We start from the raw sequence: 21,849 nt of genomic DNA on the forward strand, positions 1-21,849 counted from the left end.
CCAGGTGCGCCAACACGCCCACTGCCGACGGGCCCGTCCTGCCGGCACGTAGGCCCCCGCAGCCCTATGCCCTCGCCGCCGTCGGGCGGCTTCCCGCTCCACCCCCAGACGGGAGTTCTCGATGAACGAACAGGCAACCCTGTTGCAACTACCCCGCCAGATCAGCCCCCACGACCCGCCGGCCCGCGACCTGGACGCCGCCGCCGACGGCGCGCGGATGCTGCTGACCGGCCTCGGTGTGGACCTCACCGGCACGCACACCACCGGCACCGCCGAGCGGATGGTCAAGGCCCTCGCGGAGATGCTGACCCCGCAGGTGTTCGACCCGACGCTGTTCGACAGCGGCGCAGGCACGGACCTGGTGCTGGTCTCCGGCATCGGCTTCAACGCGCTGTGCGCGCACCACGTGCTGCCGTTCACCGGGACGGCCGACATCGCCTACATCCCCGGCGAGCAGGTCATCGGCCTGTCGAAGCTGCCCCGCGCCACCGCCAGCGCCGCCGCGCGCCTCCAGGTGCAGGAGGAGTTCACCACCGACCTGGCCGACTGGGTACAGACCACGACCGGGGCCGGGGGTGTCGGCGTGCGGGTGCGCGCTCAGCACCTGTGCATGTCGTGCCGGGGAGCGCGCAGCACCGCGGAGACCACGACGGTGGCGACCCGGGGCCTGCTGGCCACCGACCCCGCCCGCCGCGCCGAGTGGCTGGGCCTGCTCGCGACGGCGGTGGCGTGATGGGACGCCGGACCGTCATCGGCAAGGACTTCACGTTCTCCGCCGGCCACCACCTGCCGAGCCTGCCCGACGGGCACAAGTGCCGCACCCCACACGGGCACAACTACACCGTCACCGCCTGCCTGACCGGCAAGCTGGTGCCGCCCGGCTTCGTCACGGACTTCGCCGACCTCGCCCCGTTCAAGGCGTACCTGGACACCACCGTCGACCACAAGGACCTCAACACGGTGTTCGACTTCGAGCCGACCAGCGAACTCCTCGCGGCGCACTTCGCCGACTGGTTCGTGGAGAACGTCCAGCCGCACATCTCGGGCCGGCTGGTGTCGATGTCAGTGTCGGAGACCACCACGAGCTGGGCGGAGGTCCAGCTGTGACCCGCGGTCGGTTCGTGGCCCTGGAGGGCATCGACGGGGCCGGCAAGACCACGGCCGTCGCCGCGCTCGGTGACCTGCTGCGCGGGCGCGGCGAACAGGTCACCGTCCTGGACAAGCACACCCTGACGTTTGACTCGCCGTACGTGGCCGGGATGGTCGGGCGGGTTCGTGACCTGATCTGGGGCCGCGACCCGGGAGATCCGTACCTGGAACTCGGGGACTTCTTCTGGGTGCACCTGCAAGCCGCCTGGTATGAGGCCGTCTCCCACACGGTGCTCCGGCCATTGCTGGAGGCCGGGCACACCGTCCTCACCGACACGTGGACGTCGAAGTTCCTGGCGAAACTCGCCATGCGCCCGAACGTCGACTTGGAACGGGCCCGCGCCGCTTTCGCCGACCTGCCGGTCCCGGACCTGGTGGTGCGCCTGGAACTGGCCGCCAGCGTCGCAGCCGGCCGGCGGACGGAGTTCTCTGCCAGCGAGGCTGGCAACCACGAGGGCACCGTCGAGCGCACACCGGAGTCGTTCGTGGCGTATCAGACCCGGGTGGCGATGGTCCTCGACGCGTTCGGCGAGACCGGCGGCTGGCACATCCTCGACGTCAACGGCCTCGACGTCGCCGCCACAGCCTCCGCCCTGGCCGGGCTGGTCGACACCATGACCCCGGTCGGGAGCGCGCGGTGAGCGTCGAGCGGGTCGGCGGGCTGGCCGATGACGGGCTGCTGCTGGCGGAGAAGTTCGTGACCGTGCAGGGCGAGGGCCCGTCCATCGGGCAGCCGGCGGTGTTCCTGCGTACCAGCCGCTGCAACCTGCACTGTCCCGGCTGCGACACCCCGTTCACCTGGGACGCGACGCGCTTCGACCTGCGTGCGGAGTCCACGCATGTCGGGTGGCGGGCGCTGGCCAGGTGGGTGCTCGACCAGGCGCCGGAGCTGGTGGTCATCACCGGCGGTGAGCCGCTGCTGCAACAGCGCCACCTCCTCGACCTCGTGGGCCACCTGATCGGCGAAGGGCGGCGGATCGAGTTCGAGACCAACGGCACCGTCATCCCGGCCGTCGAGCTGGACCGCGACGGGGTGCGGTTCAACGTCTCACCCAAGCTGGCCGGCTTCGCCGCGCCCCGCGACGCGGCGATCCGGATCAACGTGCCGGCCCTGGCCGCGCTGCGCGACACCGGGCGAGCGGTGTTCAAGTTCGTCGTGTCCCACCCGGACGAGCTGGAACAGGTGGCGGCCCTGGCCGACAAGCACGCCTTGGCCCCGGTGTGGGTGATGCCGGAAGGCACTACCGAACGCTCCGTCCTCGACGGGATGCGGGCGCTGGTTGACCCGGCCCGCGCGCTCGGGTTCTCGGTGAGTCCCCGCCTGCACATCCTGCTGTGGGGAGACGACCGTGGCCGGTGACGTGGACTCCCCGTTGGGCCTGTTCGTGGCGGTGGAGGGCGTCGACCACGCCGGCAAAACCACCCTCACCGCAGCACTCGCCGCCGCGCTCACCGCGCGCGGTTTGGCGGTGGCCAGCAGGCGGGAGCCCAGCGCCGGGCCGATCGGCACACAGTTTCGGCTGTGGAGCGCGGCCACGCCGCCGATGCCGGCGGAGGCGATGGCCCTGTTGTCGGCGGCCGACCGCCACCAGCAACAGGCCGATCTGAGCGCCGACCTGGCCGCGTACGCGGTGGTGCTCTCGGACCGCTACTACCTGTCGGGTCTGGCCTACCACCGCGCCGACGGCATCGACCTGACCCGCTACGCCGCGTTCAACACCGGGATCCGCAGGCCGGACCTGTACCTCGTGCTGGACGTGGACCCGGCGACCGCCAGCGGCCGGGCCGGTGCGCCTGACGGCCGGTGGGAACAGCCGGCGCTGGCTCACCTGCTGCCAGGTTCCTACGCCGAAGCCGTCGCTCACGTCGTGTTCTGCGACCGCACCCCTGTGCACCGGCTCAACGCCAACGCCACGGCCGGCGACGTTCTCGACTACGCCTTGTCCATAGTGGAGGGACGCCTGTGAAGGTCATCATTATCGGGTCCGGGGTCGCCGGCCTGTTCGCCGCCGACGTGCTGCTATCCGCTGGCGCTGAGGTGGTGATGCTGGAGCGCGGCCAGGCGATGGGCCGGCGAGTCTGCCCGCCGGGACCGGCGTGTGAATGCCGGGTCTGCGACGTGCTGATCGGCGAGGGCGGGGCCGGGTCCTGGTCAGACGGGAAGATCACCCTGTCGGCCAACCGGGGCACCCACACTCGGGAGCTATTCACCCCTGAGCAGGGCGAACTCCTGGGGATCGTGGACGACCGGCTACGCCGGTTCGTGTCGGCGGCCGTGGACTACCCGCCGGCACCGGCCCCCGACACCACCGGCACCGGCCTGCGGTTCGAGTCCTACCCGCTGCTGCACGTCGGCTCCGACGGCGTCCGCAAGTTCGGGGCCGACTACTCCCGCCACCTGCAAGAACGCGGCCTGGACCTCCGCACCGCGACCACCGCCACCGCGCTGCTCACCACCGGGGCGCGGGTGACCGGAGTCGCTGCCAACTCCCGCAGAGACAAGGCGGAGACGGTGCTGGAGGCGGACGCGGTGATCGCCGCGTCCGGCATGGCCGGCACACCGTGGCTGGAGGCCGAACTGACCCGCCTCGGCGTCCCCCTGGACACCGGCCCGGCCGACATCGGCATCCGCCTGGAGACCAGCGCCGCCGCCCTAGACCCGTTCATCGGCGCGTTCTACGACTTCAAGGCACACCACACCTTCGGCGGCCTGGACCTGCGCTCCTTCTGCGTGAACGGGCGCGGGTACATCATCACCGAGTACCACCAGGACCTCGGCATCCGCGGCGTCAACGGCCACAGCTTCCTTGACCGCCAGTCCGAGCAGTCCAACCTGGCGATCGTCGCCACCATCCAGCCCGAAGACGTCCCCGACCCGAAAGCATTCGTGCGCGCCGCGGCCGGGGGCGTCAACGACGGCGGCGCGGGCTACCCGGTCCGCCAGCTCTTGGCCGACTTCCTCGGCCCGGACCTCGTCGGCCCGGCCAACGGGGTCACCGCATCCAACCCCAAATCCGTGCTGGGGCCGCTGCGGGAGTTGCTGCCCGAACCGCTGGGCAACGCCTTCGCCTCCTACATCCTGTCCCTCGGCAAGGCCATGCCGCCCGTGCTCGGCGAGGACACCGTGCTGTACGGGCCGGAGATCAAGTACTACAACCGGGTCGTCCCGATCGACCTGGAGACCTGGGCCAGCACGGACCTCGACGGGCTGTACGTCGTTGGAAACGCTGCCGGGCGCACCGCGTCCCTGTCCGCCGCGGCGCTGTCGGGCATCATCGCCGGCCGCGCCCTGACCGCCTAGAACCGGAGCAGACATGCACACCCGCCCCCGCGCGGCCGACGCCGTCATAGATTTCCGCGACCCGGTAGACCTCGCCGGCACGATGGACATCCAGATCCCGGCCCTGGCCTGGACCGCCGACGGCCCCGACCGGTGGCGGCGGGTGGTGCACCTACCCGGCGGCCCCGTTGACGTCGCCGTCACCGAACACGACGACCAGCACAAGCTGGCCTTCTGGTTCGACCACACCCGCGCCGCCGAGCTGGTGCCGTGGCTGCGACGCACCTTCGCCGAACAGGTCAGGATGCTCGACCTCATCGGCCGATCCAACGTCATCGACACCCTCGCGGTGGAGTACTCCGGTGTGGTCGTGATGTGGGCGGACCCGTTCGAAGCGCTGATCTTGACGATGCTCTCGCAGAACCGCTCCGGGGAGAACGTACGGGCAGTCTTCCCGAACCTGGCGGCCGTCTGCGGGGGCATCACCCCCCAGACCATCGCCAGCTTGGACCTGGGCACGCTGACGGAGACGATCCGCTCCTCCGGACCGTACAAGGCCCCGCGCATGGCCACCGCCGCGCGCCAGATCCTCGATGACGGCGGCGCGCAGTGGCTCGCCGACCGGCTCACGCGGCCAGGGGCGCTGGACTACCTGTGCGCGCTGCCGGGCGTGGCGCACAAGACCGCCGCTTGCGTGCTGGTGTTCGGCGTCGGCGCCCGCAGTCTCCTGCCCGTCGACGTGCACCTGCACCGCGCGGTGGCCCGCCTGGGACTGGTGCCCCACGACGGGAAGCTGACCGTGAAGGTCCGCGACCAGATCGTCGCCACCCTCCTGGGCCTGGGCCCCGACCTCGCCCCCGCGCACTTCATCTTCCTGCTCCTGGGCCGCAGCACCTGCACCGCCGGCACCCCCGACTGCGCCAGTTGCTTCCTCGAATCCGACTGCCCCTACCCCCGCCGGGAGAGACCATGACCGACCACCACCGCAGTGACCACCTGCTGCCCGGCACGCCGAGCATCGACCTGGCGGTGATCGCCCCGATCCCACACCAGCGCGCCCTGTCCGCTCGCGGCCCGATCCAGATGGCCCTGACCCACCTCGTCCTGGAGTCCGAGCCGTACGCGGACTACTTCGCCGAGCGGTCCGCCGCCGGAGTCCGGGTGATCCTCGACAACTCGGCGTTCGAGCTGGAGGAGACCACCGGGCAGGGACTGGCAGCCGAACACGTCCTCGCCGCCGCCGAACGCATCGACGCCACCGTGATCATCAGCCACGACGTGCTCTACGACGGCCCCGCGACCGTGGCGAGCACAACGGCGTTCCTGCGGGAAGTGGCCGGACGGGAATTTGAGGTGATGGCCGTCCCGCAAGGCCGCAGCCGTAAGGAATGGCTGGCCTGCTACCGGGCACTGTGCGACCTCGAAGGCGTGCACAGCATCGGACTGAGCAAACTCTCCGTCCCGGCGTCGTTCGGTGCCCCCAACGCCGAAGCCCGCCTGGAGTGCGTCGGCCTGCTGCTGCAACAGGACCCGTGGCTGCCCATGCACCTCCTCGGCGGAGACCGGTCACTCGCCTGGGAACTGCGCGAGCACCGCAAGCGCGGACACAGCGAGGTCGTGAAGTCCAACGACTCCAGCGCCGCGTTCTGGTACGCGGCCTGCGACCTGCCGATCGACCCGATCACCGGCCGCGCCGAACGCGACACCCCCACCAAGCCGGACCTGTACAGCCCGATCGGCGACGACCGACTCGCCGTCGCCGTCGCCCACGTCGCCGTGCTGCGCACCGCCGCCGGCCTCGACCCGGAGGACTAGACCATGCGAAAGACATTCGTGCACCTGGAAACGACAATTCCGGGCCTGCACCACTGGCCCGGCGCGCACGGCACCGAGATCTACCTGTCCCGCCCTCACCGGCACTTGTTCGGCGTCGAGCTGGACGTGCAGGTCGATCACGGCGACCGCGAGATCGAGATCATCGCCGAAGCCCGCTGGCTGCTGGAGCTGATGGGCACCTTCGCGCTGTCCAACAGCGACGGGCTGTTGGACTTCGGGCCGCAGTCGTGCGAGCACCTGGCCGGGCGCATCACCGACGCCGCCGCCGAGCGGTTCGGCGACCAGCGGGAACTGCGCTGCCGGGTCCTGGAGGACGGAGTGCTCGGCGCGTTCACCGAACAGACCCCAGCCCCCCGGGCCGTGCGGTGAGATCAGGCGGGCAGGCCAGCGGCCAGCCGCAGCATCGTGATCCCGTCTCGCTCCAACCCGGCCTCGATGTCGGCCTGGTCGTAGACGGTCACCCCGGCGTCGTTGAGGATGCGCATCACCGTGGGATGCGGGGTGAGGCTGTCAGCCGGCACCTGGACGACTTCGCCCACCTGATCGCCCTGCCAGCCGGCGGGCACCGTGTGCTCCCCGGCCGCGAGGAAGCAGAACATGATCAGGTGATACGAGCCCCCGGACCACTGCCCCAGCATCTCGTACACGCCGGTCAGGGTCATGTCGTCGGGCTTGAGGTCGACACCGGCCTCCTCGCCCGCCTCCCGGCACGCCGCAGCAGGCACCGACTCGCCCGGATCGACTTTCCCGCCCGGCAGCAACCAGTGTCCGGCGTAGGGGCCACGTTGCTGGTGCAGGAACGTGATCGTTCCGCCGGGTCCCGGCGTGATCGCCAGGGCCGCCACTGTCACCTTGCTGTACTCGCTCACCGTGCACCTCTCGGTTCGCCCGCTCGCCGGTCGGCCCGCGTGCCGGATCCGGTCGGACCGTACTGGTCTACCGCACCGGCCCTTGCGGCGTGGGCGCGGGATCGGTCCGGATACACAACGCCACCGACCCCGGGCAGGACGCGGTGACCCCGCGCGCCGCCCGCCTAGAGCCGCAGGTCGAGGCGTACCTGGTGCTGGGCAGCCCCGAACTCCCGCACTCCGACCAGCCCACAGCTACGGGGCCGGTGATCCTCGCGCACTTGGGCGCACAGCGCGGCACAGCACCGCAGGCCACGGTCGTGCACCGCTGGTCGCAGAGCACCACCCCACCGCTTGGTGGGCACCTCGCCGGGCACCTGGCGGTGCGCACCGGGCACGCAGGCCCGGCGGTGCCGCTGTGGATCGTGCACGTCGGCCCGGCGGGTCTGCACGCCTACGCCCTAGTGCGCGCCGACGCCGAATGGGGCCTGTTCACCCGGATCACCGCCACCCCCGTCGCCGTGGGGGCATCCGGCGTCGAAGGCTTAGCGTGGTTGGCCGGGGTCGTCGGCGCGCACCGTCTGCACGGCCCGGTTCTCGACAACCACAATCGAGCCTGGACCAAGGCGCACCCCGGGTACGAGCTGGAGGTCAAGTACACCGTGACCGGCGCGGACCCGTGGACGCTGGCCACGGACCTGCACGCCCGCATCGGCGCGGGCGAGGTCGCCGGCCTCATGCTCAAACCCGGCGATGGTCTCCAGAAGTGGGCGAGCACCAACCACCTCTTCGAGATCACCGGACCGCCACCGGAGGCCGGGTACGTGTCCTTCGCCCCGGGCGACGGCGGCAGGACGCTGATCAAACGCAAGTGGTTCACCGAGGACGCGCGTTTGCGCCGCGAACACCTCGACGTCCTACGGCTCGACCTGCCCTACGAACAGCACGTTCGCGGCGTCCTGGGCCTGACCGACATGATCGAGCATCCGCCGTTTCACCGGTACCGCCTCGACGTGAACGCCGAGTTCACCGACACCGGCAACTGGTTCTCGATCATCTGCGACCGCGTCCAACCCGCCGGGAACGCGCGGCAACTCCGCCAGGTGGAGATCGAGTACTGCGGCACCCGGGGCATCTTCGCCCCTGACGAACACGCTGTCGGCGAACAGTTCGACCGCCTCACCAACTGGGTCGGCCAGATACTGCGCCACCACGGGGCACACAGCGAGCCCGGGCACTACTCGAAGCTGTCGTTTCTCCGCGACCTGGCAGGCACCCCGAACTGACCGCGCCCGCCACCGAAGCGGACCCACCCCCCGGCGTGCCGGGCCGGCGAAACTCGCGGGCCCGTGATCCCGCACGCCCAAACACGATCAAATGCTCAGGAGTTTTCCCATGTGCTACGACTGCGGCCCTCAGCCCGACCAGCATCGACCACGCCCCCGACTGGAGATCGGGTACCGGGTGAGGCGCTGGTGTGCCCGCCGCCGACCTCTGGTCCGCATCCTCGTGCGCGGGGCGTCCATCATCCTCTTCGCCGTGTTGCTACTCGGCGGGCCGATCGTGACGATTTGGGACCCCGCCCTGCTGGCGAACCTGCGCAACTGGGGCGGCGGCACCAGCTTCGCGTTCGTCAGCACGCTTGCCACGGCTGCTCTGCTGGCCGGGCTCGGAGTGGTACGCACCTGGCCACGGGAGGACGGATGACAGCCATCATCGGCAGTGGCCAGCACCTGGAGCAGCGGCTGCCACGGCTGTTGCCTGATGTGGCGCACCAGATCGTGGACCAGACCGCGCTGCTGTACGGCGGAGTCGCCGCGTGACGTGGTTGATCGGCGGGGCCGCAGCTGTCGCCGCGATGCTGATGGTGGCGCGAACGTTGCGGGTCGCGTGGGCGGACCGTAAGCGGGCAAGGGCCGAATCCCAACTCCGCGGCGGACAGTTCTGGAACCTGATTCTCGCCGCGGGGCTGGGTGTGGTCACCGTAGGGTTCGCGGCCTTCGGCGGGTTCGGCGGTCTGCCAACGCTCGACGCCGCCGCGTCGGCGAGCCCCGCGCCGCAGGACAAGCCGTGCTCGAACCGCACCGGCACCCTGACCCTGGAGCGGACCGCACCCACCACGATCACCTGGACCTACACGCCACCCGGCACAGCGACGGGCGGGACGGTGCGTTTGTCCGTGCGCGTCGACGGCCACCTCGCCGGCCCCACCTCGAACCGCGAACCGACCGGCACGCTGACCGACCTACCCATCCATCCCGTCGCTGTCCACGTTGAGGGCACCGGACCCGCCGGACGGGTCTACCTGACCTGCACCGGCTGACCATCCGCACTTGGACCGCGCTCTCCACGGCGGTCGTCCGCACCACGTCCCCTGTACATGTAGTTGTGAAAGGTAGAACGTGATCACCCCGAACACCACCCTGAAGCGGTGGATTATCGCCGGCGCGCTGACCGTCGGCATCGCTGTCCTGGCCGCGTCGCTCGGCCCAGCACTTCTGAGCGGCCCCGAACTGTCCAAGCCCACACCGGGTGGGCCGTGGGAAGCCGCCGGCGTCCACCGGATGCGAACCACCACCACTTCCGCAGCCGTGCTGGTCGTGGCGACCTCACGGCAGGACGTGATCGACGCCGACGGCGCGACCCGGTTCACACGCCGGCTCGGCAAGATCGCCTGGCGGTCCGGAGACGGCAGCCGGGAAATTACGGTGTCGGTCACGTTCGAGGGCGCGAGCCGAGAACTGCATCCCACGGTCCGGTGGACGGCCGCCCAAGCGCTCGCAGCCTGGGGCCCGGCCCGAGGAGGACGGATGCCGGCCGACCCCGCTGGGACGTACGCGCACCCGCCGGACCCGATGGCGCGCGAGGCGGCGGCTCAGTGGCTGTGGGCCGTTGCCCTCGACGCCGCCGAACGGGTCGCCCCCGGCAAGGTCGATCCGAAGCCTGCGGTGATCCCGGTCGGGGTAGGGATCTGTGGTCGTGAGACCCCCGAGGACACGCCGATCACAAGGGCGCAGAACACGCCGATCAAGGTCACCGTCACCGGCGACCCGGAGCGCCTGCTACCCGACATCGCCGACGGCTGGGCACGGCTCGGGCTCACCAACGACGACAACCTCGACACCGGCATGAACCTGGTCACGGCCCGGTGGGCGGACCGGTGGGACCTTGGCGGGATCACAGCCCAAGCCGCAGAACACACGATCTGGCTGATGCCCACCACCGGCTGCCCGCACCCGGCCCCACCCCGGTGAGCAACACCATGGTCGATCTGCACTCCTTAGCCCTGACTGTGTTCGACCCCTGTCGGGTCTGCGAATGAGCGTCCGTAGGTCGATGTTCGCGGCGACCCCCGACGTCTCCGGCGTTCTCGCGCTGGCCGAAGACGTGGTAGCCGGCACGGTGCCGCTAGCCGGGTCGTGGTGGTGGACACCGGCCAGCCCGGATCCGACGGTGCGCCTCGGGTGGGCGTGGAGCCTGGCCCGGGTGCCCGGGGTCGCCGTCGCCCTCGCATACGCCGCCCCTATCAGGCCGGGGCTGTTAGTCCGCGCCGCGCGGATCGGTGAAGGCCGCCGTCGGAGCTGGGCGTTGCCGAGCGCGCCGATCCTCGCCGCCGGTCACGCCCCGGCGGCGCCGCCGGGGATGATCCGCGTGCCGCACCTCGCGGGCAGCCAGGTTCTGTGGGAAATCGTGCCCGAGCAATCCGCCGAACGGCTCCTCGGGCACCCAGTGCCCGACACCGACGTCCGCCGACACGTCGAACGCGACCTCGACCGGATCCTGACCCTGGTCCGGGCACTTGCCGCCGGTCGGCTGCCGGACGGCATCACTGACCCACTGCTGTCCGGCTGGGCGGACAACCGTCTATCGCTAGACATCGGGGTGATCTACCGGCACTGGTCCCGCATCCACGCCGCCCTCCCACCGGAACGGCAGTTGGGAGCCGAACGGCGACGCCGTGTAAGGCCGGTGAGGTCCCGGGCTGTGCTACAACTGGTTCGCCCCTGCTGAGGCCGGTCGCGCAGCAGGTCGACGTGTCCCCGGTCGACACCAAGGCCATCTTGGCGACGAACCCAACCCCCTACATTCCCGCCACCTGCGGCGACTTATCCACATGCCGCAAGTTATCCACAGGCAACTGCGCAGCCTGTGGACGGTCGGGGAGAGTGGCGGCGGGGCAGGTCACCTTCGACCGCCGGCCACGGCCACGCGCTGGTGGGGTGGTGCCGCAGGAAGACCACCCGGACGCCGAGCGCGTCCCTGGCGGCGCTGGCTCGGACGCCAGCCAGCGCCGCCAGCACCCGGGCCAATTTCAACCGGTCGGAGGCTGATCCAGGGCACTTCTCGTCGCCGGTATTCTGGGCCTATTCGGGATTCTGGGGTTGGTTGAACGTGCCGTCCAACTGACTAGCCAAATCGTCAAGAACCCCGAATATCTCGTCGTAGGTTCGGACGTCGACGTTGAGAAGGTTCTGCCGGTACATCTCAAACGACTGGCGCTTCTCCTCCGTGTCGAGACTTGCAGTGTTGCCGACGATCACCAGCTGCCTGGGCGCGTGGCCCTGTAGACCAGGTGTCTCCTGCTGGAGGGCATGAAGGTTTGTTAACAGCCGGTGGCGCCCCACGATAGCCTGCATCACTGCCCCGGTCAGGTCATGCGAGGGCACGTGCACGCCGTTCCGATACCGTGGACCCATTAGGTCAGTGCAGGGTGTCTTGATCTCCACGAGGGTGCAGTTGCCCCGATGTTGGGCCACGAAGTCCAAGACTGTACCGCCTCGATTTCCCAGTCCCTTGCCCCCTAGGTAGGACTTGTTGTGGAGGACAAAGGGGCCAGCGCTGACGAATGGCGCTAGCAGGGCAGGGTTGCTTCTGAAGAGTCGGTTCCAGAATTCTTCCTCGGCGTTCTTTGAGTGCTCTTCCCAGAGTGCGACGGCGCTACGGAACAAGCTGGCCGGCCGATCAGCTCCAGGCAGGATTAACGGCTCGGGCTCGGGCTCCGGCTCGGGCTCCGGCTCGCGCTCGGGCTCCGGATCGGGCAAGTCCCGCTCGGACTCAAGGGCCTCCTGTCGGGCCGCGTTGAGGAGGTTTTTCAGATGCTGTGCGGAATACGTGATCGGGTTTTGGTCGATCAGCCTGTGATGGTTCGTGCAGATCAGCAGCAGGTTTCCTGGATCATTCCTGTCTGCTGCCGGGTCGTACCTCGGTCCGCTTGGGTTGGCTGCATGGATATGCGCCACTTCGAGGTTGACAAAGCCTTCCCGGACCAAAGGAACATCGCACCCTGGGAAGACGCATCTACTCTGGCCGGATGGCTGTCTCGGCGGGTTGAGGCTCATGACCTAGACATACACGACTGCCGAAGTGAGCCACGTCGTGGGATGCCTGGAGCGGAAAGGCTCCGGGAGTCCAGGGTCACTCGACAAAGGACGGCTGCGTCAGATGACCGAGGCGCCCACCGCTGTCGGCACCCAACGTCCGGACGTTGACGCACTACAGAAGCGTAAGGTCCGCCCACCGCCGGCATCGCAGGCCGACTCAGTCTCGCCGGCGAGGTCCCGTGACCACTGGCCAGCCACGGCCGCGGTGCAGGTCGGGCTGGTACGGATCGCAGGCACGGGCCGCCCGGTGCGCGGCATCCAATCGTGCACCGGGCTGTCGCCGCCGTCAGGTCCCTGTTACTCAGGCGACCATGACGTGCAGTGCGCCAGCCACGGTGATGAACACCGCGACCGCAGCCGGGGGACCTCCTACGGCTGCCATGGGTACCGCAGCCATCGCGGCCACGACCAAGATCACTGCCCATCGCAGTGGCAGCCGCCCCGGGGGTTCCTCCGGGCTCGGGCCGGGGCCCCTTTTTCCTCCGCGTACGCTGGGCATTGGCGTACCTCCAGTTCTGTAGCCCGACAAGAGAGGCGCCTAGTTGAGTCGGCTCCCGGGGTGCATCCGGGGGCCGCTCGCACGTGGGAGCGGACTAGACCGGCCCGGCATCGGGGCGGCCTTCAGTCGTTTGAGGCTCAGCTGTGGTGGCCCGCTCGTTGAACCGCTCACGGGCGGCTTGCTTCGATACGCCTAGCACCATGGATATCCGGCCCCAGCTACGGCCCGCCGCACGGGCTGCGGACACGGCCTCGCGGAGGCGTTCCTGACCTGCGGCGATCTCTGCTACGGCTTGGGCGATGTGACGTAGGTCGGTGGTGTCCTCGGCCTCGTCCGTGTTGGGGTCGAGGGAGTCGAGCCATGCTTCCGCGTCGGCTGCGGCTCTCGCGAGTTCCTCGGGGGTTCTGGGCATGGTGTTCGCCTCTTCAGATAGTCGTAGAACCTTGCTCGAAGCGGCATGGCGAGGATGGCTACTGGGTCGTCGTCGGGGTCGAGGACGACGATTCGAGAAACCGTCCGGTGAGACCTCGTGGCGTATGTCTTCGTCGGCAATCCCGTGCTGCGTGCGCTGTCCGCAATTGCCACGCCGTCAAGGTACCTTGTCGAATCCCAATGTCGTCAAGGTACCTTGTCGCGGCCCGCAAAGTCCACGCGAGTTTCCCCCCCGAGACCCAAACGCGGCCACGACCAAGATCACTGCCATCGCACCGGTACTGCCGATCCGCGTCGCTTCCTGCGCATTCGAGCCTGGCTGTCCGAACGACGGCCATGTAGTTATCGCAGGTCACGGGCGTGATCGCTGGATTCGGGGCACGCTGTGAAGATGCCTCGCGTCTGGAAAGGATCCATCAGCTTCGGGCTGGTGGCCATTCCTGTCGTCGGCCACACCGTTGTCGAGGATCGCGACGTGCGCTTCCATCAGGTCCACCGCGACGACGGAGGCCGGGTGCGGCAACGCAAGGTTTGCGAGGTTGACGGGCAGCAGGTCGAGTCCGAGGACATTGTGAAGGGCTTCGACATCGGCGGCGGTGAGATCGTCATGCTGACCGATGAGGATTTTGAAGGGTTGCCGCTGGCGACCGCGCACGTGATCGACGTGCACGCCTTCGTGCCTACAGGCCAGATCGACCCTACGATGTACGACAAGCCGTACTACCTGGAGCCGCAGGGCGCAGGGGCGCTCAAGGCATATGCGTTGATGCGCGACGCACTTCGCGACAGTAGCCTCGTCGGCATCGCCAAAGTAGCGATCAGATCGAAGGAACAGCTCGCCGCGATCCGCGTGTACGACCGCGTCATCGTCCTTTCGACGCTGCTGTGGCCAGACGAAGTCCGCCAGCCGCCGGGAACATTCATAGAGACGGACGCCGACCAGGCCCACGGCAACGAGCTCACCATGGCCGTCCAGCTCATCGAGTCACGCAGCCAGGACTGGGATCCCCTGGACCCAAGGTTCCACGACGACTACAGGGCAGCCGTACAGGCCGTCATCGAAGCGAAGGTGTCCGGCAAGAACGTCATCGAGGCACCCAGGCCAGCCAGCGAAACCAACGCCGGCGCGGCCCTGGACCTGATGGAGGCGCTACGAGCCTCTGTAGCCGAAGCCCGGCGAGGCCATGCTGAACCCGAGCCGCCGAAGAAGACAGCCAAGCGGGTGTTGAAGTCGGTACCCGCGCACCCGGATGCCGAGCCCGAACCGCCGAAGGTCGCGAAGAAGACGACGGCCAAGGCGACCATGGCGAAGAAGGCTGCGGCCAAAAAGCCCCGCAAGACGGCATGAGGTCATCCAATGGCGCAGAACGAGACCTTCTTCGCCACCGTAGCCCAGGTCATGCCGGCTTTGCTCATAGCGATCTTGATCGAGGCCACATCACTGCTGCGCGCGGTCTCTGAGTACGCGACCCGGATGTGGGCCGTGTGCGCGGCGCTCTCGGGTTTGGTCACGACGTACGTGTTGGTCGTGGTCATGTTCTTCGTAGGCGAGGGATTGTCCCTCCTGGTGCTGTTCGTTCCCGGCTTGGGGGACAGGCTTGGCTCCACGGCGAGCGTCATCGTGTGGGCCAGTCTGACCGTGCTTACATTGGTTGCTTTCGGGCTCGCGGGTTTGTGGTATCTCATCTGGACACGCGTCGTCTACGAGCGCATCGTCAAACGGCAGCGCGAGCGCATCGCCAACCGTCAGCAGGCCGCGGCGCTTGACAGGCTGACATTTCTCCGTAGTGAACATGTCCGTCGGGTCGCCAGGCGGGCCTTCCGGTATAGCGCGCTCAAGGACTCGGGAGCTGCTTCCCTGAGGGTGAAGTGGGCGTACCGCCGGTTCGTCAAAGCGGTCATCAAGGCGTGGCCGTACACCGGAGAACCGGAGTTCATGCTCGACGTGCAGAAGCTCCTGGCGTTCCCGGACGAGTTGAAGCGTCGAATGCGGCTACCCACTGCGGTTCTCACGCCGGATGGAAGCTAGGTCCCCGCCGTGGTGGACGAGTACGCCGTCGTGGACCGCGAGGAATCTGCGGGCTTCCACCGGCAGGTCGAGGGGGCCCGGCTAAGTGGCGGCCGGTAGTTAACGCGGCGACCAGGTCGGCGCGCAGGTTCTCACCCAGGCGAGCGGCAGGAACGAGGCCGTGGTCCGAGTGACGGCAAACCCCGCACCTAAATCCCGGTCACCTGCGGTGACTTATCCACACGCCGCAAGTTATCCACGGTAAGAATGGAGCTCCCGGCGGGGGCTGACCCGAAACTGTCCACTGGCGTCCCGTTCAGGTGGCTGCTTTGGGCCTGACCTGTCGCCCCCGCCGGGCCCACGCGCGGTGGTGGAATGACCTAATAGGAGCCTGGCCGATGGCCTCTTTACCGTGCTGTCCCCGCCGCCGTCGTGTGGATTGACCTGCCGTTTCCCCATCGGAAGGCTTCCACTCCCTGATGATCGACACCTGTGCCGCCGAAGTGATCGGCGGCGTCGACACCCACGCCGATACCCACACGGCCGCCGCCCTGGACCAGCTCGGTCGTCTCCTCGGGACCGCGCAGTTCCCGACGACGCCGGCCGGCTACATGGACCTGCTGGGCTGGTTGAGCCAGTACGGTCCGGTCAGCTCGATCGGTGTCGAGGGCACCGGCAGCTACGGCGCCGGCCTGGCCCGCTTTCTGCGCCTTCAGGGTGTGACCGTCATAGAGGTGGACCGGCCCAACCGGCGGATGCGCCGCAGGCTCGGCAAATCTGACCCGGTCGACGCCGAGGCCGCGGCCAGGGCGGTGCTGTCAGGTATCGCCGAGGGCGTCCCGAAGTCCAGGGACGGGCGGGTCGAGGCGATCAGGGTCATCCGAACCGTCCGGGCTACGGCGGTCAAGTCCCGCACTGCGGCGTTGAACGCACTGGTCAGCATGATCCGTAGCGCTCCGGACCAGCTGCGCGAGCAGCTCGACGGGATGACGCACTTCCGGACCGTCCAGGCGGCCACTCGCCTGCGGCCGGGCTGCGACCTGGTCGACCCGATCGCTTGCACGAAGATCGCCCTGCGGCGGCTGGCCCGCCGCGTTCAGCACCTCGACGCCGAGATCAAGGAAGCCGAGCTGGAGCTGAAACTCATGGTCGCCGAGGTCGCCCCGGACCTGCTCGCCCGGCCCGGTATCGGTCCCAACGTCGCCGCCCAATTGCTGGTCACCGCCGGCGACAACCCCGAGCGGATCCGCAACGAACGCGCGTTCGCGATGCTCTGCGGCGTCGCGCCGATCGCGGCGAGCTCCGGGCGCACCGACCGGCACCGACTCAACCGGGGCGGTGACAGGGGAGCGAACTTCGTCCTGCACATCGTCGCCCTGAACAGGCTCAAGTACGACGAACGCACCCGCGCCTACGCTGAGCGCCGCAAGGCCGAGGGCCTGAGTCATCTGGACGTCATGCGCTGTCTCAAGCGCTACATCGCCCGGGAGGTCTTCGCCCTCCTGCGCCCCGCACTCGCCGTCCGCAACACGGTCCCGCTACCCCTGACCAGCACCGACAACCAGCCTGACCAGCCTCAACTGGTCCCGGTCACGTCCCTGACCCTGGCGGCCTGACAGTGCTCCAGCGCGAACCTGGAAATTCCCGGAGAGCGCGTCAACGAAGTTCGCCCCGCGCGAACGCGGGGCGAACGACGGTTCCCGCCCCCCAGAGGGAACGACGCGGGAGGACCCTCCCCGACCAGAGCCAGACCCTCACGGCTCACAACCCCAACGAGCCGTCCCGCCGGACGGCAACGGCCGGCGGCAAGTATCCGACACTCGCACCGCCACGGCGAGCGTCGTCACGAATACCGGCCAGCGGCGTCCATCCTGGTGACGACGTCAGTTCACCGCCTAGGAGTCATCACCGTGACCGGACCCGCCGAGCCCACAGGAATCGACCTACTCCTCGCCGACATCGACGCGGCCTGGACCGAAGCAGACACCCACCGCGCCGCCCGCCGCGACCGAACCGGCCCCCGCCCGCAGACGCCCGCAGACGCGCCCGCCGCCGAATCTGTCACCCGATGAGACTCCTACCCGAACCCTCGGACCAGGCCGCCTGGACCCAGCTCAAAGCCCTCGCACGCGCCGTCCTCGACGAACACCACCGCGCCGAAGACACCGCCCACTGCGTCAGCTGCCACACCATATGGCCATGCCAAGCCGCCGACCTCGCCGACTTCACCCTGACCACCACACCCCACACCTAACCCAGCAAGATCATTCGGCCAGGACCCAACCCGGCGAACAACGCCGACACCCGCACCTGCAAGATCCTCACCTCCCTGCTCATCCACTGCTGGTAGCCAGCTCCAACGGGACGCCAGGGGCCGCCCGTAGATCCACAGGCGGCCCCCGGCGTCACCGGCAAGTTGAGTCACTGCGGCTTGACGATGCATAGGAGCGTCAGGTCCGCCTGGCGCCGCCCCCGGAGCAGGGAGACTCGGTCTCGCCCGCGAGGTCACGTGACCACCGGCCGGCCACAGCCGGGGCGCAGGTGGGGCCGGTACGGCACGCAGGCCACGGGCGGCCCGGTGCACGGCATCCAGTCGTGCACCGGGCTGTTGGCCGCCAGATCCCAGCTACTCCGGCGACCATGACGTGCAGTGCAGCAGCCACGGTGGTCAACACCGCGACGGCATTTGGGCGGCCTCATGCGGCTGGCATGGTTACCCCAGCAACGCAGCCACAGCCAAGATCACTGCCTTAGCGGGGGTAGCCGACCCGGGGGTTCCTCGGTGCGCGGGACAGGCACCTTTCGCTTCTTGGCCTATCGAATGTTGCTGTTGACCAGCGGAATTGCGACACCAGGATTGCTATGTGATGTAAGTCACCCATCATCTAGGTGATGCAGGTCACACAGCAGCGTGTGGGCGTTCCGAACCTCGCCAGTGGGCCCACTTTGGGCCCACTTTCTGTAGCCCAAAGCACATTCGAGTAGACGCGAGTAGGTAAGAGTATTGGCGTTCTTCCTGGTCAGGAGCTCAAAGTGGCTTGTTGTTGATTGATTTGCTTAGCGCTGCGGCTTTGGGGTTCGAGTCCCTGGCGGCGCACAGCAACGAACTGGCCAGACACTCCGGTGTCTGGCCAGTTTTTGTTTGGCCGGGTCACCTCAACCGCGCGCCCCACAATTTCTGAACAAATGGGCATCCACTTGTACCCGGCGGCGGGTTGTTCGGTGCTCTCGACCCCCGTTAACCTGCGGCGATTCTAGTAATTCTATTCGTCACGGGGAATGTCTTGCGTACTTTACGCACAATCATGGTAATTGCCGGAGTCAGTGCCGGCATGCTGCTCACGGCCGGTCCGGCGCTCGCCGCACCGCCCGCGGCGCCGTACAACTTCCTGAGCATCGACGAGGCCGGTCGCAACGTCGTCACGAGCCGTAACAACGAGACGACGGTCTCCAACGGCGTGTCGGTGCAGCCTGTCAACGGCGGCATCACCCACGTCAGCGTCACCCCGCCGAGCGGGCAGAAGTTCTACGTCGGGACCTACGAGACGCTGCACGACAGCGATGCCACCCGGGCCGGCCTGGACGTCGTCCAGCACGAATGGGGCTGTGGCCCGGCCACGGCGGGCACGCTGAACATCCGCGAGGTGAAGTACGACACGGAAGGGCGTCTCAGCGCCATCGCGGCGTCCTACTTCTACGACTGCCGGGGCGGCATGGCCGGCGAGGTGCGGTGGAACTCGACCGTCGGCTACCAGGCGACCTCGACCTCCGTCAGCGACCTGACCTGGGGCAGTACCGAGATCGGCCAGGTCTCCCCGTCGAAGCGGATCACCGTCACCGGCCAGGGCCCGCAGCCGACCCACTTCGGCGCGTCCGCGGTGACCGGGGCGCAGGAGCCCAGCTTCCGGATCACGGCCGACGACTGCAAGGGCCGCGACCTCGGGTACGGCGAGACCTGCTTCGTCGAGGTCGCGTTCAAGCCGAAGGCCAAGGGGCCGGCCGACGCGACCGTCGAACTCACGAACGACACCCAGGCCGGGCGGATCGCCGTCAGCCTCCAGGGTGAGGGCTTCGTGCCGGCCAAGGGCACCTACTACCCGGTGAACCCGACCCGGATCCTCGACACCCGCAACGGCGGCGGCGCGTACGGGCCGTACTCGGTGCACAACCTGCAGGTCACCGGACAGGCCGGGCTGCCGGCCAGCGGGGTCTCCGCCGTGGTCGCGAACCTCACCGTCGTGGACCCGTCGGCGCCGAGCTACATCACCGCGTACCCGAAAGGCATCGCCCGGCCGTTGGTGTCCAGCCTGAACTTCGCGGCCGGCTGGACCGGGGCCAACTCGGTCACGGTCCCGGTGGGCGCCGACGGTCAGATCTCGCTGTACCAGCACGAGGGCCAGGCGCACGTGCTGGTGGACGTGGTCGGCTACTACGCCGCGTCCAACGAGGTGCTCGCCACCAAGGGCCTCGGCAGCGAGTACTTCCCGGTGAAGGTCGAACGGCTGCTCGACTCGCGGGACGACTTCAAGCGCCCGGTTCCGGGCGGCTACCAGGTCGCCATCCCGGTCGCCTACACCGGCCTGACCGAGAACATCACCGCCCTGGCGCTGAGCATCACGGCCGTCGACCCGACCGGCCCGGGCTACTTCACCGCCTGGTCCGGGGACGGTCCGCGCCCGCAGACGTCCACCCTGAACTTCGCGCCGTACCGCACCGTGCCGAACATGGCGATCGTGCCGACGTCGAAGTGCATGCCCCGGCCGTCCTGCTCGCCGAACACCTCGGTCACCGTGTACAACCACTACGGCTCCGACACCCACATGATCGTCGACATCGTCGGGATCTACGTGAACGGCGCTCTGGAGCGCGGGCTGCGGTTCAACCCGGTGCAGCCCGTCCGGATCACCGACACCCGCGACGGTCTCGGCGCCGGACAGCTCGAGCCGCAGTCCACCACCGTGATCCAGGCGCCGCCGTCGGTCGCCGGTGACGACACCATCGCCCTGTCGGCGAACGTCACGGCGGTGAGCTCGACCGAGTCGACGTTCCTGACCCTGTGGCCGGCGCTGAACGGCAACCCGCCCCGGCCGACCGCCAGCAACCTCAACCCGGCCGCCGGCCAGACGGTCGCCGTCGCCACCATCACCGAGATCGGCCCGGGAAACAGGTTCAACGTCTACCACCACGTCGGGCGGTCCCACCTGCTCGTCGACGTGAACGGGACCTTCGAGATCCCGTGGTACAAGGCGCTGGCCGCCGACGACCGGGCGGGGCTGCGGTCGTTGTCGCCGGTGCCGGGGCGGGTGTCGCCGGCCCTGTCCGCCGACAGGCTGCCGCCGACGCTCGCCGCCAGCTAGCTGGAACCGTGCGCAGCCGGGGAACCCTAGGGTTCCCCGGCTGTTTCGTGCGGGCTCCACGCCGGTCGGCCCCCGGGGCGGCGCGGCCCGGTCTCACATCGGCTGCGGGTTGAGCAGCTGGTACAGGGCGTGGTCCTGCCACCGCCCGGCGATCCTCAGATACTCCGGCGCGACCCCGAACCGCGTGAACCCGTTGCGTTCCAGCACCCGCTGCGAGCCGCCGTTGTGCAGCAGGGTGCCGGCCTGGATCCGGTGCAGCCCCAGCTCCTCGAACGCCACCCGGATCATCCCCCGGACGGCCGCGCTGGCGACGCCCCGCCCGGTCTCGGTGGCGGCCACCCAGTAGCCGAGGCTGCACCACTGGCACGGGCCGCGCAGGATCTCGTTGAGCGTGATCCGGCCGACGATCCGGTCGTCGTCGAGGATGACGTGCGGGAGGGTGCGGCCCTCCGCGTCGCGTTCGAGTGCGGCCCGCACCTCGGTGGTCACGCCCTCGACCGTGTAGTAGTCGGCGTCGCGGGTCGGCTCCCACGGGGCGAGGAACTCCCGGTTGGCGTTGATCAGGTCGACCAGGGCGGGGATGTCGTCGAGGGTGACGAGGCGGGTGGTGACGGTCATCCCGCAACGATCGCATCCCGGCGGCGGTGGCCGTAGGCCCGTTTCCCGGCTCGGGGACGGCGCCCGGCCCCGGCCCCCGTGGCGGGACCGGGGCCGAGGCCTGGGCGGGTCAGACGCGCCCGGTCAGACGCGTGCCCACAGTGCCGGCACGTTCGGCGGCTCCCAGCCGACCATCGCGGTGTGCCCCTGCAGGCACCGGTACCCGGCGCCGCCGTAGGTGACCTGGGCGCCGGCCGCGTACGCCGTCCCGGCCTTCCACGTCCCCTGCGGCGGCGCGCTCGTCGGCGGCCGGGTGGTGGGGGGATTGCTGGTCGGGGGTCGGGTGGTCGGGGGGTTGCTCGTCGGCGGCCGGGTGGTCGGCGGGGTCTGGGTGACGTTGAGCAGGAAGTCGAACGTCGCGTTCTTGGCGTTGCCGACCTGGGTGACGTTCATCAGCAGTAC

Annotated in this window: 23 protein-coding genes; 19 read left to right on the plus strand and 4 right to left on the minus strand. The window is 69.1% G+C overall.

Annotated elements, in window-relative coordinates:
- Positions 1–121: 121 nt before the first annotated feature.
- From AB0M43_RS24030 to AB0M43_RS24070, 9 genes are read left to right on the plus strand one after another with little or no spacing between them, the layout of a single operon-like run.
- A complete protein-coding gene (locus tag AB0M43_RS24030) occupies positions 122–733 on the plus strand; it encodes a GTP cyclohydrolase I (RefSeq protein WP_363727989.1) in 612 nt (203 codons plus the stop codon).
- Positions 733–1,107, plus strand: a complete 375-nt coding sequence (locus tag AB0M43_RS24035; RefSeq protein WP_363727990.1) for a 6-carboxytetrahydropterin synthase — start codon at positions 733–735, stop codon at positions 1,105–1,107. Before AB0M43_RS24030 ends, AB0M43_RS24035 begins: the two co-directional genes overlap by 1 nt.
- Positions 1,104–1,790: a hypothetical protein gene (locus AB0M43_RS24040; RefSeq protein WP_363727991.1), complete on the plus strand. Its 687-nt coding sequence runs from the start codon at positions 1,104–1,106 to the stop codon at positions 1,788–1,790. Before AB0M43_RS24035 ends, AB0M43_RS24040 begins: the two co-directional genes overlap by 4 nt.
- Positions 1,787–2,509: a 7-carboxy-7-deazaguanine synthase QueE gene (locus AB0M43_RS24045; protein WP_363727992.1), complete on the plus strand. Its 723-nt coding sequence runs from the start codon at positions 1,787–1,789 to the stop codon at positions 2,507–2,509. The genes AB0M43_RS24040 and AB0M43_RS24045 overlap by 4 nt, the downstream gene beginning before the upstream one ends.
- The gene (gene tmk, locus AB0M43_RS24050) at positions 2,499–3,116 is read left to right on the plus strand and encodes a dTMP kinase (protein WP_363727993.1); all 618 of its coding nucleotides are present in this window, start codon (positions 2,499–2,501) and stop codon (positions 3,114–3,116) included. Before AB0M43_RS24045 ends, tmk begins: the two co-directional genes overlap by 11 nt.
- Entirely contained in the window at positions 3,113–4,450 is a 1,338-nt protein-coding gene (locus AB0M43_RS24055; protein WP_363727994.1) for an FAD-dependent monooxygenase, read from the plus strand. Before tmk ends, AB0M43_RS24055 begins: the two co-directional genes overlap by 4 nt.
- Positions 4,451–4,463: 13 nt before the next feature.
- Complete coding sequence (locus AB0M43_RS24060; protein WP_363727995.1) at positions 4,464–5,402, plus strand: hypothetical protein; 939 nt, start codon at positions 4,464–4,466, stop codon at positions 5,400–5,402.
- Positions 5,399–6,244 carry a hypothetical protein gene (locus AB0M43_RS24065; protein WP_363727996.1) on the plus strand — a complete coding sequence of 282 codons (846 nt, stop codon included), beginning with the start codon at positions 5,399–5,401 and terminating at the stop codon, positions 6,242–6,244. Before AB0M43_RS24060 ends, AB0M43_RS24065 begins: the two co-directional genes overlap by 4 nt.
- Before the next feature lie 3 nt (positions 6,245–6,247).
- Complete coding sequence (locus AB0M43_RS24070; RefSeq protein ID WP_363727997.1) at positions 6,248–6,634, plus strand: hypothetical protein; 387 nt, start codon at positions 6,248–6,250, stop codon at positions 6,632–6,634.
- Between the two features lie 2 nt (positions 6,635–6,636).
- Here AB0M43_RS24070 and AB0M43_RS24075 read toward each other — a convergent pair whose 3' ends face one another.
- A complete protein-coding gene (locus AB0M43_RS24075; protein ID WP_363727998.1) occupies positions 6,637–7,134 on the minus strand; it encodes an NUDIX hydrolase in 498 nt (165 codons plus the stop codon).
- A gap of 89 nt (positions 7,135–7,223) precedes the next feature.
- Between AB0M43_RS24075 and AB0M43_RS24080 the strand changes: the two genes are divergently transcribed.
- The 5 genes from AB0M43_RS24080 to AB0M43_RS24100 all read left to right on the plus strand — a co-directional run bounded on the left by AB0M43_RS24080 (position 7,224) and on the right by AB0M43_RS24100 (position 11,124).
- The gene (locus tag AB0M43_RS24080; RefSeq protein ID WP_363727999.1) at positions 7,224–8,399 is read left to right on the plus strand and encodes a hypothetical protein; all 1,176 of its coding nucleotides are present in this window, start codon (positions 7,224–7,226) and stop codon (positions 8,397–8,399) included.
- A 277-nt stretch (positions 8,400–8,676) separates the two neighbouring features.
- Entirely contained in the window at positions 8,677–8,820 is a 144-nt protein-coding gene (locus AB0M43_RS24085; RefSeq protein WP_363728000.1) for a hypothetical protein, read from the plus strand.
- Positions 8,821–8,971: 151 nt separating this feature from the next.
- Positions 8,972–9,436, plus strand: coding sequence for a hypothetical protein (locus AB0M43_RS24090; protein ID WP_363728001.1), 465 nt, complete (start codon positions 8,972–8,974; stop codon positions 9,434–9,436).
- A gap of 79 nt (positions 9,437–9,515) precedes the next feature.
- The gene (locus tag AB0M43_RS24095; RefSeq protein WP_363728002.1) at positions 9,516–10,367 is read left to right on the plus strand and encodes a hypothetical protein; all 852 of its coding nucleotides are present in this window, start codon (positions 9,516–9,518) and stop codon (positions 10,365–10,367) included.
- Between the two features lie 82 nt (positions 10,368–10,449).
- A complete protein-coding gene (locus AB0M43_RS24100) occupies positions 10,450–11,124 on the plus strand; it encodes a hypothetical protein (protein ID WP_363728003.1) in 675 nt (224 codons plus the stop codon).
- 353 nt (positions 11,125–11,477) lie between these two features.
- Here the strand turns inward: AB0M43_RS24100 and AB0M43_RS24105 are convergent, their stop codons facing one another.
- Positions 11,478–12,452: a Shedu anti-phage system protein SduA domain-containing protein gene (locus tag AB0M43_RS24105; RefSeq protein WP_363728004.1), complete on the minus strand. Its 975-nt coding sequence runs from the start codon at positions 12,450–12,452 to the stop codon at positions 11,478–11,480.
- A gap of 1,364 nt (positions 12,453–13,816) precedes the next feature.
- Between AB0M43_RS24105 and AB0M43_RS24110 the strand changes: the two genes are divergently transcribed.
- From AB0M43_RS24110 to AB0M43_RS24130, 5 genes are all read left to right on the plus strand, one after another.
- On the plus strand, positions 13,817–14,773 hold the full coding sequence (locus AB0M43_RS24110) for a Ku protein (RefSeq protein ID WP_363728005.1): 957 nt from the start codon (positions 13,817–13,819) through the stop codon (positions 14,771–14,773).
- Positions 14,774–14,782: 9 nt separating this feature from the next.
- Positions 14,783–15,454 (plus strand): hypothetical protein, encoded by a 672-nt coding sequence (locus AB0M43_RS24115; protein ID WP_363728006.1) that lies wholly within the window; start codon positions 14,783–14,785, stop codon positions 15,452–15,454.
- Between the two features lie 458 nt (positions 15,455–15,912).
- On the plus strand, positions 15,913–17,049 hold the full coding sequence (locus AB0M43_RS24120) for an IS110 family transposase (protein ID WP_363728007.1): 1,137 nt from the start codon (positions 15,913–15,915) through the stop codon (positions 17,047–17,049).
- Between the two features lie 452 nt (positions 17,050–17,501).
- Positions 17,502–17,687 (plus strand): hypothetical protein, encoded by a 186-nt coding sequence (locus tag AB0M43_RS24125; RefSeq protein WP_363728008.1) that lies wholly within the window; start codon positions 17,502–17,504, stop codon positions 17,685–17,687.
- Between the two features lie 1,051 nt (positions 17,688–18,738).
- On the plus strand, positions 18,739–20,790 hold the full coding sequence (locus tag AB0M43_RS24130; protein WP_363728009.1) for a hypothetical protein: 2,052 nt from the start codon (positions 18,739–18,741) through the stop codon (positions 20,788–20,790).
- Positions 20,791–20,883: 93 nt separating this feature from the next.
- Here AB0M43_RS24130 and AB0M43_RS24135 read toward each other — a convergent pair whose 3' ends face one another.
- Both AB0M43_RS24135 and AB0M43_RS24140 read right to left on the minus strand, forming a co-directional pair.
- On the minus strand, positions 20,884–21,408 hold the full coding sequence (locus AB0M43_RS24135; protein ID WP_363728010.1) for a GNAT family protein: 525 nt from the start codon (positions 21,406–21,408) through the stop codon (positions 20,884–20,886).
- Positions 21,409–21,531: 123 nt separating this feature from the next.
- A partial coding sequence (locus AB0M43_RS24140; RefSeq protein WP_363728011.1) for a carbohydrate-binding protein occupies positions 21,532–21,849 on the minus strand: 318 nt, incomplete at its 5' end.

The organism is Longispora sp. NPDC051575, from assembly GCF_040681875.1.
In the GTDB taxonomy this organism is placed as follows: Bacteria; Actinomycetota; Actinomycetes; order Mycobacteriales; family Micromonosporaceae; genus Longispora.